The sequence below is a fragment of the Nocardiopsis sp. SBT366 genome (genome assembly GCF_001083815.1).
Taxonomy (GTDB): domain Bacteria; phylum Actinomycetota; class Actinomycetes; order Streptosporangiales; family Streptosporangiaceae; genus Nocardiopsis; species Nocardiopsis prasina.
On record NZ_LAVM01000036.1, the window covers coordinates 1 to 13,091 of the forward strand.

Annotated in this window: 11 protein-coding genes and 1 tRNA gene; 6 read left to right on the plus strand and 6 right to left on the minus strand. The window is 69.2% G+C overall.

Annotated elements, in window-relative coordinates; translation table 11 throughout:
• Positions 1–42: 42 nt before the first annotated feature.
• Together ADX84_RS12905 and ADX84_RS12910 are read left to right on the plus strand one after the other, a co-directional pair.
• On the plus strand, positions 43–1,092 hold the full coding sequence (locus ADX84_RS12905) for a DUF4037 domain-containing protein (RefSeq protein ID WP_082206455.1): 1,050 nt from the start codon (positions 43–45) through the stop codon (positions 1,090–1,092).
• A 133-nt stretch (positions 1,093–1,225) separates the two neighbouring features.
• Positions 1,226–2,080, plus strand: coding sequence for an oxygenase MpaB family protein (locus ADX84_RS12910; protein ID WP_049572848.1), 855 nt, complete (start codon positions 1,226–1,228; stop codon positions 2,078–2,080).
• Positions 2,081–2,102: 22 nt separating this feature from the next.
• Here the strand turns inward: ADX84_RS12910 and ADX84_RS12915 are convergent, their stop codons facing one another.
• Positions 2,103–5,081 carry a BTAD domain-containing putative transcriptional regulator gene (locus tag ADX84_RS12915; protein WP_304413746.1) on the minus strand — a complete coding sequence of 993 codons (2,979 nt, stop codon included), beginning with the start codon at positions 5,079–5,081 and terminating at the stop codon, positions 2,103–2,105.
• 186 nt (positions 5,082–5,267) lie between these two features.
• Positions 5,268–5,423, minus strand: coding sequence for a hypothetical protein (locus ADX84_RS26330; protein ID WP_199776575.1), 156 nt, complete (start codon positions 5,421–5,423; stop codon positions 5,268–5,270).
• Between the two features lie 1,071 nt (positions 5,424–6,494).
• On the opposite strand from ADX84_RS26330, the gene ADX84_RS12920 reads away from it, so the two are divergent.
• Positions 6,495–6,971 carry an NUDIX hydrolase gene (locus ADX84_RS12920; protein ID WP_049572966.1) on the plus strand — a complete coding sequence of 159 codons (477 nt, stop codon included), beginning with the start codon at positions 6,495–6,497 and terminating at the stop codon, positions 6,969–6,971.
• A 337-nt stretch (positions 6,972–7,308) separates the two neighbouring features.
• On the opposite strand, the gene ADX84_RS12925 is transcribed toward ADX84_RS12920, so the two are convergent.
• Positions 7,309–7,857, minus strand: coding sequence for a TIGR03086 family metal-binding protein (locus ADX84_RS12925; protein ID WP_049572857.1), 549 nt, complete (start codon positions 7,855–7,857; stop codon positions 7,309–7,311).
• Between the two features lie 408 nt (positions 7,858–8,265).
• Here ADX84_RS12925 and ADX84_RS12930 point away from each other — a divergent pair, with 408 nt between their 5' ends.
• Together ADX84_RS12930 and ADX84_RS12935 are read left to right on the plus strand one after the other, a co-directional pair.
• The gene (locus ADX84_RS12930; RefSeq protein ID WP_017546658.1) at positions 8,266–8,703 is read left to right on the plus strand and encodes a hypothetical protein; all 438 of its coding nucleotides are present in this window, start codon (positions 8,266–8,268) and stop codon (positions 8,701–8,703) included.
• A 145-nt stretch (positions 8,704–8,848) separates the two neighbouring features.
• Positions 8,849–9,661: a DUF2786 domain-containing protein gene (locus ADX84_RS12935; protein WP_049572860.1), complete on the plus strand. Its 813-nt coding sequence runs from the start codon at positions 8,849–8,851 to the stop codon at positions 9,659–9,661.
• A gap of 212 nt (positions 9,662–9,873) precedes the next feature.
• Here ADX84_RS12935 and dnaN read toward each other — a convergent pair whose 3' ends face one another.
• The gene (gene dnaN, locus ADX84_RS12940; protein WP_199776584.1) at positions 9,874–10,995 is read right to left on the minus strand and encodes a DNA polymerase III subunit beta; all 1,122 of its coding nucleotides are present in this window, start codon (positions 10,993–10,995) and stop codon (positions 9,874–9,876) included.
• Between the two features lie 73 nt (positions 10,996–11,068).
• Positions 11,069–11,527 carry a DUF4442 domain-containing protein gene (locus tag ADX84_RS12945; RefSeq protein ID WP_049572865.1) on the minus strand — a complete coding sequence of 153 codons (459 nt, stop codon included), beginning with the start codon at positions 11,525–11,527 and terminating at the stop codon, positions 11,069–11,071.
• Between the two features lie 127 nt (positions 11,528–11,654).
• Between ADX84_RS12945 and ADX84_RS12950 the strand changes: the two genes are divergently transcribed.
• Positions 11,655–11,743: transfer RNA gene (locus ADX84_RS12950), tRNA-Ser, on the plus strand.
• A gap of 143 nt (positions 11,744–11,886) precedes the next feature.
• Here ADX84_RS12950 and ADX84_RS12955 read toward each other — a convergent pair.
• Complete coding sequence (locus ADX84_RS12955; RefSeq protein WP_049572868.1) at positions 11,887–13,086, minus strand: site-specific integrase; 1,200 nt, start codon at positions 13,084–13,086, stop codon at positions 11,887–11,889.
• Positions 13,087–13,091 lie beyond the last annotated feature (5 nt).

Here is a 13,091-nt window from a genome sequence, read left to right on the forward strand (position 1 = left end):
CCCCCTGAGGCATCCCCTCCCCCTGAGGCGGACCGTCCGTTCCTGCCCGGGCTGGAGTTGTCGCGCGCCCTCTACGAGGAGGGGGTGGCCCCCCTCCTGCACGGGATCCCCCACGCCGCGGCCCTGGTGGGCGCGGGTTCCGAGGTGCTGGGCCTGGACACCGCCCGCTCCACCGACCACGACTGGGGGCCGCGCCTGCAACTGTTCGTCCCTGACGACCACGAGCGTGTCCGGGCGCTCCTGGAGCAGGGCCTGCCCCGACGGGTGCGCGGTTGGCCCACGCGGTACGAACCGGCACCCGACGACCCCGGGGTGCACCGACTCGCCGACGGCCCCGGCGGGCGGCACCTGGTGAACGTGGTCGAACCCGGCGCCTGGTTCACCGGGTGGCTGGGCTTCGACCCGAACGCCGAGGTGACCACCGCCGACTGGCTGGCGACCCCGACCCAACGGTTGGCGGGGGCTGTCGCCGGTGCCGTGTTCCACGACGGCGTCGGGGAGCTCACCGCCGCGCGCCGGACCCTGCGCTGGTACCCCACCGACGTCTGGCGATACGTACTGGCCTGTCAGTGGCTGCGAATCGCCCAGGAGGAGCCTTTCGTGGGACGATGTGCGGAGACCGGTGACGAACTCGGAGCACGGGTGGTCGCCGCACGTCTGGTTCGCGACCTCATGCGCCTGTGCCTGCTGCTCGCGCGCCGCTACCCGCCCTACTCCAAGTGGTTGGGGTCGGCCTTCTCCGCGCTGCCCGAGGCGGCCGAGGTGGGCCCCGTACTGCGCGGGGTGCTCTCCGCGCCCGACCCTCAGCACGACCTGGCCGAGGCGTGCCGGATGGTCGCGGCCTGGCAGAACCGGACCGGGTTGGCGGAGGAGCTGTCCCCCGAGCCCCGCCCGTTCCACTCGCGGCCGTACCCCGTCCTTGACGCCGCACGCTTCACCAGGGCCCTGCTCGAAGAAGTCAGGGACCCCGCGCTCGTCGGTCTGCCGCCGGTGGGCGCCGTCGACCAGTACGTCGACAGCACCGACGCCCTGGAACGTGTCGGACTGGCTCGAGACGTGTCCCGTGCCGTGGGTCGGCTCGGTTCCGGTTAGGGCCCGACCGGGTGCCCCCGGGCTCCGGAAGGGCGGTACGGAGGGCCGGTCGAGACGAACGCGGAGGAAGCGCCATATACCAGGGTGGGCGCGTCACCTGCGACGAAGCTGGGCGCTGCCCTACGATCCAGGCATGGACCTATCCCACGCCCCGCCTGTTCTCAGGCGGCTCAACACAGAGGCCAGCATCCTCGCCGGAGCCGGTTACGCGATTCTGCTTCAGGTCGCCCACCCGAGCGTCGCCCGAGGAGTGGCCGAGCACAGCGACTTCGCCGCGCGCCCTCTCGACCGGCTGCGCGGCACTCTCTACTACGTCTACGGAACCGCTCTGGGCACGCCGGAGGAGCGCGAACGCGTCCAGGCGATCGTGCGCGCCGTGCACCGCAGGGTTCGCGGGCCGGGTTACGACGCCCTCGACCCCGAACTGCTCATGTGGATCGGCGCGACGCTCTACCACAGCGCGGTGCGCGTGTACGAGATGACCGTCACCGAACTGACCGAGGAGGAACACGCCCAGTTCCTGCGTGAGACCTCGGTGTACGCCACCGCACTCGGCCTGCCCCAGGAATGGTGGCCCCAAAGCATCGAGGAATTCTCGGAGTACTGGGAGAACGCCTACGCCCGCCTGGAGGTCGGCCCGGACGCCGTGGGCCTGTCCGAGGGCTTGTTCCGCCCGAACAACCGGCTTCTGTGGCCCATGTGCGAGACACAGCGGTTCCTGAGCGGTGGCCTGTTGGAGCCGGAGCTGCGCGAGCAGTTCGGAATCCCCTGGTCCGAGGCGCGCCAGCGCCGCTTCGAGCGCCTGATCCGCCTGACCCGCAGGGTGTACCCGCGCCTCCCGAAGGCCGTCCGGAGTCTGCCCTCGACCCTGTACCTGAGGTCGATGAGGAAGAACGGCGGCTGGAAGCCGACGAAGCCGTCGAAGGCGTCGAAGTCCACGAGACCGACGTGCCCGATCGGCCACGGCGGCGAAGGTTCGCGGGACTGAACGGCGACCACGGAAGTGGGGCTCAGAGGTCCTTGAGCGCTTCCCGCGCCTGGTCGACCTCGGGCAGCCCCATCTCCTCGAAGGCGTGGAGGGCGTCGGTGAGCAGCGACCGCGCGCGCTCGGCGTCGACCACCGGCGCGGGCAGCCTCCCGAGCGCCAGTGCGGCCCTGGCCTCGGTGTAGCGCTCGCCGCGCTCACTCGCGTTGGCCAGCGCCTTCTCCAGGGTTCGCGCGGCTCTGGCGGGCTGCTCGGCGGCGGAGTAGGTCATCCCGAGGTCCGTCAGGATCTCCGCGTCGGCGCTGCGGTTGCCGCTCCGGTCAGCCAACTCCAGGGCCCTGCGGTGTTCCGCGACGGCCTCGTCGAACCTCCCGCCCGCACGGTAGGCGGCCCCCAGGGAGTTGTGGGCGTACATCTCCTTCATGCTCTTGCCCTGGGCCATACTGACCGCGACCCACAACGCCTCGTAGGCGCCCTCCAGGTCACCGAGGGCCGTCCTGGCCTCACCGGCGACCAGCGCGGCCTGGGTCCGGCTGTTGTCCAGACTCTCGTCCGCGCCCAGGGCCAGGACACCCTCGCTCTGTGCCAGGGCCTCCCGGTACCTCCCGAGGTTCAGGTGCAGCACGCTGAGGTTGGCCCGCTGCATCACCTCCAACTGTTTGTCCCCCTGGGACACCGCGTAAGCGAGTACGCCTTCCAGGCACTCGGCGCTCTCCCGGAACCGTCCCATGCGTTCGTAGACCATGCCCAGGTTGGCCAGGGCCCGGATGATGCCTCGTTCGTCACCGAGTTCCTCCAGGAGTTCGCGGGCCTCCTGAAGGAAGGAGAGCGAACTCTCGAACCGCCCGGAGAGGCAGTGCGCGATTCCCATGCCGATGAGGGTGACCGCGCGGCCCCGTTTGCTGCCACGACGCTCGCTGGCTCGGAGAGCCTTCTCCTGGGAGGTGAGCAGGAGGCCCATTCTTCCGCGCTGTGCGTAGAACCTCCACACCGCGTCGGCCATCCTCCAGGCCTCCTCGACGCTCTGCCCGTCGCTGTAGAAGTCGATGACGTCGGCGACATTGTCCTGGTGGAGATCGAACCAGGCCTCGGCCTCGGCCCGGTCAAGCAGCTCGGCGTGGTACCGCGAGCCTCCAGCCTCGTCCGGACTGCCGTGCGCGCGTGGTCCCAACAGGTCGGCCGCCCGTTGTGAGACGGACATGTACTGGTTGGCAAGCCGCGCCCTTGCCTCGTCGGCCTCCCCAGAGCTCAGGTCGGACGACCCCCGGTAACGCGAGAAGTCGCCGATGAGGTCGTGTAACCGGTACACGTCACCGTCCGGTTCCTCCAGCAGACAGACGCCGACCAGCCCTTGGAGGAGGTCGTCCGCGTCCTCGGGCTCCATGTCCATCAGGGCCGCCGCCCCGTGCAGGTCGACGGTTGTGCCGATCAGCACCCCGAGCAGGAGGAAGGCCCGCCGCTGGTCCGGGTTGAGGCTCTGGTACGAGAGGTCGATCGCCGCCTCGACGTCCTGGCCGTCCATCTGGAGCTCGCGGAAACGGCGGCTCTGCTCGCTCAGCCGACGCTCGACGTGCCCGAAGGACCACTTCGGCCTGCTGAGCATCCGCCCGGCGACGACCCGCAACGCCAGGGGCAACCCTCCGCAGATCCGAACCACCCTCAGGGCCCTCTCCCGCTCCCGAAGGACCCTGTCCTCCCCCAGGACCTTTCCGAGCAGTTCCAGTGCCGACTCCTCGCCCAGCATGCTGAGGGAGACGTAGTCCGTACCGCTGAGACCGGCCAGGTCGTTCCGGGTGGTGATGAGTGTGAGCGTGCCCTCCGCCGAGGGCAGGATGGGGTTGACCTGCGCGTAACTGACCGCGTTGTCCAGGATCACGAGCAGGCGCCTGCCCCGCAGGGTCGCTCGCCAGAGCGCGGACCGCTCATCCACTGAGTCGGGCAGATCCTCGAAGGGCACGCCGACCGCACGCAGGAGGGCGCCCAGCGCAGCGCCCTCGTCCAGGGGCCTCTTCTCGGCCGTGTACCCGTAGAGGTCGATGAACAGCTGTCCGTCCGGGAAGTGAGACACCAGTTCGTGTCCGGCACGAACAGCGAGCGTGGTCTTCCCGGACCCCCCACTGCCCGAGATCACACAGACTCTGGCCCGTTCGCCCTGCGAGGTGCCCACTCCGACCAGGTGGTTCAGGCTCTCACGACGTCCAGCGAAATCCTGGATGTCACGAGGAAGATCGTTGCGGACCACGAAGTGGTCCTTCACCGCGGGGAAGGGTGAGGGCAGTCCCTTCACAGGTGTGTGCTCGGGTGTGTCCGCACGCAGGATCTGGGTGTGCAGCGCCGTGAGGTCCGGGTCCGGGTCCACGCCCAGTTCCTCAGCCAGGCGGGAGCGGATCTCCTCATAGGCCGACAACGCCGCAGCCCGTTCGCCGCTGTGCCAGAGGGCGGAGACGAAGAGGTGGTGCAGCCGTTCCCGGAGCGTCTCCTCCCGCACGATCGGGGTGAGGTAGGAGACCACCTCGCTGGCACGGCCCTGTGAGAGAGCGCAGGAGGCCCACTCGGCCACCGCCGCCCAGCGCTCCTCCAGGAGCGGGGAGACCACCGAGTAGTAGAGGTGTTCGGCCCCGACCCCGGAGAAGGGGACCCCGCGCCAGCACTCCAGCGCCTCGGAGAGGCGTTCGAGAGCGGTCTCCGGGTCGGCGGGGTCGGCGCTGTCACGCAGGCGCCGGAACCGGTGCAGGTCGACGCGGCCCGGGTCGACGTCGGCCAGGTAACCACCGGAGGTGGTGCTGATCATCCCGGGGAACTCGCGGCGCAGGTGGGAGATCTGGACCTGGATGACCGAGCGGGCGGTCCGCGGAGGATCGTCGCTCCAGAGGTAGCTGATCAGCTGGTCAAAGGTGACCTCACGCCCCGCGTACACGAGCAGCGCGCCCAGAACACACCGCTGGCGTGGTCCACCGACAGGCAGGGGCCGTCCTTCGGACCACGCGGCAATGGGGCCAAGCACGCCGAATTCCACAAGGAGCAACCCTAGCAAGCTCGACTTGTGGAATTCGGTGTGCGTCGGAGCCGCTCACACCGAGTCAATCTCTTACCTGGGACCCGGAGCAGCGGCGCCTGGAGTCGGGGCCGTCCACGCCGAGTACCCCCCTCTTCTGCAGCACTCGGTGCGGCGCCCCCGAAAGGAATCTGGCTACTTCTCTTCCTTCTTCTCCTCGGGCTTGTCCTCCCGCTCGGCGGGAAGGCTCTCCTTCGGAGCGGGCTCCTGGAAGGGGTCAATTCTCGCCGTGATCTCGACACCGTCGACGATCGCGTCGAACTGCTCGTTGACTGTCAGCATCTCGGGCACTCGGACTCCTTTACGTACGGCACTCGCGTAGAGCCTGAGAGTCGCCCTACGTCGTCTACGAAGCATCAAGGGGAACCCCCTTCCGACGGAGCCGCCATCCGTGGCGCTGCCGCCTCAGCTACGCCACGGATGGCATGTGTCCGACGGACGCCGGACGCACTGGAAGCTGCGAGCCGTCCTCACGCAGCTACCGATCCGACGAACGTGCACCACACTAGAGAGATCCTCTTCCGCTCCGCTTTCAACCGGCTTTCAATCCCGAGCGGAAAACCCAAGGTCACAACGCCGCTACCCGTTGTTCACTTCTCGTGCCGCCGCGAACTCCCCAGCGTCGCCCCACCGCTTCCCGTCACCGCGCGAACACGAATCACCGGATTCTCGACACCCCTTGAAGGCGGGCTGGGAAGTGGAGGCGGCTTTCGGAAATACGAACGGCGGCGGGGAACGGCCCCACACCAAGGGGCACGGTTACCTCTCCTACCCCCACAGGCGCTCCCGCGAACATTTCCGGCCCTTCCTTGGCCCCTCGAACCCTCGGCCGTCACGGTACCGGGCACCGAAATCCTTCCCCGCGCCGGGACGTTCGCACTGTCCTCTTTCGGTCACGTTCAGGCCCGCCCAGGAGGAGATCTCGAGGCGTCGACCCCGGTTCGCGGACCCGTTCCGCCTGCGACGGACGACCTCCGCGCCCGGTCCGACGTCCGTCATCGGCGGTCCTGTCCGGGCAGCTGGAACGTGACGAGGGAGGTGATCGGGGTGACGAGGAGGGTGAGACCGAGCCCTGCCAGGGAAAGGGTGGGATTGGCGTCGGTAAGGGCGACCAGTCCGCGGATGAGGCACGTGTGGTGAGCATCCGGCGGTGTGGACGCACGGCTGGGAAACTCCGCGGCTCATGGCTGGGCCGCGGGCGTACACGGGTAGAGGCTCCGGGAGGCTGCGGAAGAGGTCGTGCGCGCCGTAGGTTCAAGAGAGCAGCGGGAATGGTCTCGGTGGACTCCGGTTGTCCACAGCGCCGTGGGCCGCAGAACCCTGATCGTGGGAAACGAGCGACAGCTCTGGTTGGAGGGCTTGATGCAGGAGGTCGACGGGAACGGCTGGGTGGAGCTGGCCGACGGATCCCGCAGGTGGGGGCGGTTCGGCGCCGCCGGACTGCTGTTGTACGCCACCGACGTGACCGGATCCGGCCACGTCCTGCTCCAGCACCGGGCGGGCTGGACGCACATGGGCGGCACCTGGGGGATCCCCGGCGGGGCCCGCAACCGGGACGAGACCCCGCTCGAGGCGGCCGTGCGCGAGTTCTGTGAGGAGGTCTCCGGTGACCTCGGGGAGTACACGGTCCTGGGTCGCCACGAGCAGGACCTGTCCGTGTGGCGCTACGACACGTTCCTGCTGCGGGTACCGACCCTCACCCCGTTCCGGCCGGGAAACTCGGAGAGCAAGGAGATCCGGTGGGTCCAGGTGGACGCCGCCGAAAGCCTCCCGCTGCTGCCCGCCTTCCGTTCCGCCTGGCCGCACCTGAGCGCCGATCTGCGCTCGGCGACGGCGTAGGCGCAGGGCCGGGGGTGTCCTGGGCTTCCCCGGCCGTCCTGCGGGCGGTCACCGCTTCGGAGGCTCCGACGCGTGACGGAGTGGCGCGGCCAGCACCGCCCGTTCCGTCTCCGCCCGGGGCGGAAGTCCCTCCCCGCCGGGCGGAGAAGGGTGCGGGAGGGTGCCAGAGGTGCCCACGCCCACGCACGCCACTCCCAGTCGTCGCACCGATCGACCGCCGGACGAGCCCGGGGACGGCGGTGTTGCCCGACACCCCACGCAGGAGACCACGTTCGTGCCGACGCCCCGAACGGGACCGGGGAGTCCGGCCTGCCCCGGGGCCCCTCCACTGAACCGGCTACACGCCCCGGCCCATCCTCGCGAGGACGCGCTCCTGCCGAGAGGCCCCGGGCGGCGCCTCGGGGCCCCGCACGAACACCCCCTCCATGTACGCGTGCTCGCCGAAGGTCTCCAGAGCCGCCTCCAGACGGTCGACCTCCGCCTCGGTGAGCTCGGTGTCGCCGCCGACGGCCCGGGCGACGTCCCAACGGTGGGCGATCATGTCGAACACGTAGTAGGTGTCGAGGGTCCGGGCGACGGTGGTCGTGCCGAACATGCCTTCGTAGGACCTCTCCGTGACCTCGGGATCAGAGAGCAGGTCGAGCATCACCCTCTCGTGGACGGTCCAGGCCTCGGCCGGATCGTCGTCCACGTCGGGGACGTCCGGGAGCGCGACCCCAACGCCCTCGAGGAACGACCTCTGGGTTCCGATCAGGTGGCGTACGACGTCGGCGGCGGACCACCCCTCGCAGGGTGAGGGGTCGGGCCAGCGGTCGCCGCGCACGGTGCGCAGGAGCTCACCGAGGGGCCGGGCCGCGGCACGGTAGTTCTCATGGACGGTCGACATGGACCCATCCTCCCTCCGAAGCCCGACCCGGGTCCTGAGGAGTGCCCGACTAGCGGGGGCGTGTCCTTCGAGTCGTTCGAGTCGTTCGAGGACGCGACGCTCCGAGGACTCCCAGAGTCCGCCGCGCACCCGTGCGAACACTGACACCCCAGGTCGAGGCCGTGAGGAGCACGATCCCCGTGAGGCGGGCACTTCCGGGCCCCGTCGATCGTTGGACTCGGCAGAGGCGGCGACCACACGGTTCTGGGATGATTCGTCTCGGCTTCCCCCGCGTGCCAGGTGCCAGAACACCGTCTCGGGGGTAAGTCAGGGACGGGCCCTGATGTGCTTGACCGCCCCGACCCCGCATGCTGGAGGGGACGGCCCTGCGAAGAGTGGGCGCCACGCGATTCGACTGGAGCTGTGAACATGACGCTGGAGCGCGGTAACGCATTCACTCCCGTCGCCTCGGCGACGATGATCTGGCCGTGGGGGGCGTCCGTTGTCGGCGGCACCGTGGCCGGTGCCCTCTCCTTCCTCGCCAACTTCGGACTGGCCGGCATCCCGGCCGCCGTGACCACTGGAATCTTCTTCTTCGCCCTGATCGGCGGGGTCGGCGGCGTGCTGAGCAAGAAGGGCGACCGCCGCGGCCGCCGCTGGGCCGCCGCCTACCCGTTCCGCTACGCGAGCGCACCGGCGATCCTCGGCGGTGGCGCCACCGCCGTGGTGAGCTACATCGTGTCCGTGATCACCGACTTCGCCATCATCGGCGGCCTGTTCGGCGGTCTCTGGGCGGGACTCGGTGTGGGGCTGGCCCTGTGGCTCATCATCGGCGTCGTGGCCATGGTCGCGGGCGACAAGAAGTAGGCGCCCACCGGGGTGGTTCGGCGCCGCCGTGATGGTGGAGGGGAACAGAAGGGCCTAGGCTCGAGTTTTCCGCCAAGGAGCGGATGGACCACACCTCACCTACGGGAGACAACCGGCGCCGATGACTGAAGCTGCTCGTCAGAAGATGGTCGAGCGGGTCCGCGGGCTCCTTCGCATGGCGGAGGACCCCGCGGTCACTGATGCCGAGAGCCAGGCGTTCACCGCCAAGGCCGCCGAGCTGATGACCCGCCACGCGATCGCCGAGGCCGAGGCCCGCGCCGAGAGGGGCGAGGAACCGGACGCGATCAGCCGCATGGACTACACCGTCCCGGGGGTGGGGGGTCACGGCAAGGCCCGGGTCAGAGCCCTCGCCGACATCGCCGCCGCCTACGGGTGCCAGTCTGCGGTGCGCGGGAACAACTCCGAGAACACCGAACGGACCATCATCCTGGTGGGGACGGTCAGCGCCCTGGACGCGCTGCGGATGCTGATGCCGTCGATCTCCATGCAGATGGAGGCCTCGGCCAGGTTCATGAGTTCCTCGCACGTGGCCGACATCCGGGAACTGCGCAACTACACCCGCTCCGAACTGGAGACCGAGCGCAAGCGCTACTACCGGTCGTTCGTACGCGCCTACGGCCGGGCGGTGGCCGAACGCATTCGCGAGTTCCGGGCGCGACTCCAGGAAATGGCCGAGCACGACGGAGAACCAGGCGTCACTGAGGGTGACGGCGAGAACGGTTCGGTCCGTGGTGCGGAGTTGGTTCTGCGGGACGACGTGAACCGGGTGAACGAAGAGTTCCACAAGCAATTCCCACAGTTGCGTAAACACCGCCCCGAGCGCACCCACAGCGCCGCCGGATACCGCGCCGGCTACCGGCGCGGACGCCAGGCGGAGCTGGGTCTGGACACCCCGGTGACCAGCGGACGGTCATCCTCTCTGGCCGAGGGCGAATAGCTCCTCACCCCGAGTTATCCACAGGGTGTGCAGAGAATCCACAGGCTCACCGTTTTCCCATGTCACATAGGAAATACGAGTCGATTCGAGAGGCCGTTCGGGCCCCGATGAGGGCCGATCACCCGGGGTTATCCACAGGCTGGGGAAGCAGCCTGTGGATAACCTGTGGACAGTCCTGTGGAGAACTTTCCCAAGAACACCAAAACCCCTGGTCAACTAACCCGAAGCGGTTGTACCAGGTAGCGGAAGGCGGGGCTGTCGCCCTCCTTGGCCGGAACATCCGTGAACACCGCGGGTTTGGTCGGCTCGGTGAGGTGCAGGTGGGCGGTGTCGGTCTCCACCCCGTTGAGCCCGTCCGTCAGGTAGTCGGGCCGGAAGGCGAGCCGGATCGGGTCCCCCTCGAAGCCGACCTCCAGGGCCTCCACGGCCTGGGCGTCGTCACCCGAACCCGCCTCCAACACCACCTCACCCTCCGTGAAGGCGAGCCGCAGGGGCGTGTTTCGGTCCGCCACCAACGCGACCCGCTTGACCGCTTCCAACAGCGGCGCGACGGGCACCTCGGCCCGTGCGGAAAAGTCTGTGGGGAACCAGGAGGCGTACTTGACGAAGTCGCTGTCGATCAGCCGGGTGGTGGTCCGGCGCTCACCGTTCTCGAACCCGACCATGCCCTCGGCGGGACCGGCCCCGGTGGACAGCGCGACGTCCACGTTGCTCCGGTTGATCAGACCCCGAACCGTGTTGGCCAGGGTGCGCGCGGGCACCAGGGCGGCGGCGTCGATCCCGGCGTTCTCCGGCCGCCACCAGAGTTCACGCACCGCGATGCGGTAGCGGTCGGTGGCCACGACACTCAGCTGGTCGCCGGTGAAGTCGAGGTAGGCGCCGGTGAGCATCGGCAGGGTGTCGTCCCGGCTGGCCGCCGGGGTCACCTGGCGCACCGCCGCGGTGAAAGCGTCGGCGGGCACGGAGCCGATCCACCCGGGCATCCCGGGCAGGCTCGGGTAGTCCTCCAGCGGCATGGTGATCAGGGTGAACCTGGCCGCACCGGCACTGACCAGCAGCCTGGCACCGTCGGTCTCGAGGCGCACCGTGCCCGAGGGCAGGTTGTTGACGATCTCGGCCAACAGTCTCCCGGGCACCAACGCGGCGCCCGTCTCCTCCGAGAGGACCTCCACGGAGGCCCGGGTGGAGACCTCGTAGTCGAAGCCGGACATGTGCAGGGCGCCGCCGTCCGGCGCGACCTCCAGCCGCATCCCGGCGAGCACGGGGACCGCGTGCCTGGTCGGCAGGGCCCTGGCGGTCCACGCGACCGCCTCCGCGAACGCGTCGCGGTCCACACGTACTCTCACTGCGCCTCCCGGTCGTTGCTTGCGGTCAACGTAACCAGCGGCACCGACAATCGACGGGTGGCTACTTCCGGTTCGGACGCAGGGTCCACACCACGGTCATCCGGCCCGTGACGGTGCCGTCGTCCGTGCGCAGCTCGATCTCCACCGGGAACTCGGGACGCTTGCCCTCGTCCAGTTCGGCGAGGACCTCGTCCCGCGAGCGGCCCAGCGTGGCCTCGGCGGTCACGTCGCCCATGGCGAGCTTGAGGTAGCGGATCTCGGCGCTGACGGCCAGCGGGACCGCACGCTCCAGCTGGTCGCCGAAGGTGCCGATCACGATGGCGCCCGAGGCGGACTCGGCCAGCGTGAACATGGCGCCCGCGTGCGGGCCGCCCACGTGGTTGTGGTGGTCGGCGTTGTCGGGCAGCCGCATGGTGGCGCGCCCGTGGTCGAGGTCGCTGAAGGTCACACCCAGCGTGCGCGCGAAGGGAACCGAGGCCAGGAACCCGGACTTGACCATCTCCGCCGTCTCGGCGTCCATTTTCTGCATGCCCCCAAGGTTACTCACGAGTAACCCGAGAGCGCCACCCCCATCCAAGCCCGAATACTCCCGCGAAGCCGTCCCCGCCGTGGGCTACCATGTCTGGCGGAGAGGACTCCTCTCCCAAGGAGGGTTCGCATAGCGGCCGAGTGCAGTGCTCTTGAAAAGCACCAAGTCCTTGACGGGGCTTCATGGGTTCAAATCCCATACCCTCCGCAGAATCGGGAAGTTTGCCCAGGTGGGAGGCTTCCACGAAACACGGCGAAGGCCGGTGGTCCCGGGCCGGTGCACATTCAGTGCACACGGTCCGCAGGCCACCGGCCTTCGGTGCGTCCGGGGCCGTTCCCGTCGAGGAGGGGTCACGCGGCCAGCGCGGCGAGGCGGGCGGCGTCCATGGCTTCTGCGACCTCGTCCAGGCGGTCCGGGAACAGGTGCCCGTACCGGTCCAGGGTCATCGTGGCCGTGGCGTGCCCGAGCATCGACTGCACCACCTTCACGTCCGCCCCGGAGGCGATGGCGAGCGAGGCGGCTGTGTGCCGGAGTTTGTGCGGAGTGAGCCCCATGCCCGCCAGACCGGCCGCCTTCACCGCGTTGCCGAACTCCCGGTAACGCCAGTTGCGGATGCGCAGCGGAGCGCCCCGACGCGTCGTAAACACCAGTTCATCGGGGTCGCGCCCTTCCAGGAGCGGCCGTAGTTCGGGCACCAGAGAGGGAGGGACTGGCACAGTACGGGGCTTGCCCGACTTCGGGGTCTGTTCGATGAGTTCCCCCTCAATCTCGGCGAAGGCCACCACCACCCGAACCCGGCGCCGCCCCAGGTCCACACGTCCCACCCGCAGCGCGGCGGCCTCGTTGAACCGCAACCCCGTGTAGGCCAGCAGCAGGATCAGCGCACGGTTGACGGGAGCGGTCGCGGCGATCTGCTCGTACTTGGTGCGCAGCCCGCCAGCGGCGTTGGCCAGAGCCTCCACCTGGACGTGGTCGAGGTAGACGTGTTCGGCCTCGGAGGGCTTGGGCAGCGGGACGCCCTTGGCCGGGTTGTAGGGGATGCGCCGGGGCACGCACCAGCCGAGCACCATCGACAGCACGACGTGCGCGTGCCTTGTCTGGGAGGCCCCGAGGTTCGATCCGCCTTCGTCCCGCGGCTTCTGCAACCGGGCCACCCACACGGCGATGTCCTCCCCGTGGATTGCCGAGAGCGGTTGCTCTCCCCAGCGCGGAAGCACGTGGTTGTCGAGCACGGCCCGGTACTGCCACCAGGTGGACCGCTTGATGTCGGTGCGGGTGGTCAACCACTTCTCAGCCATCTGCCCGAGGGTGACCTTCGCGGCCGAGGGGTCGCGGTAGGAGCCTTCGCGCAGGCTGTTCTCGATCTCGGTCTGCCGTTTCTCGGCGTCCGGCTTCTTCTTGTAAGTGCCGGCGCTTTTGATCTTCCCGGAGGGGTCGTAGTAGCGGACCATCCACCGGGCGGGAGGGGTGCGTTTGGCAGCCTTGGCCTTTCGTACGGCTTCGGTGTACGCCTTGTCCTTGGTGCGGTCGTAGACCCAGGCACGGGCCATCGTCA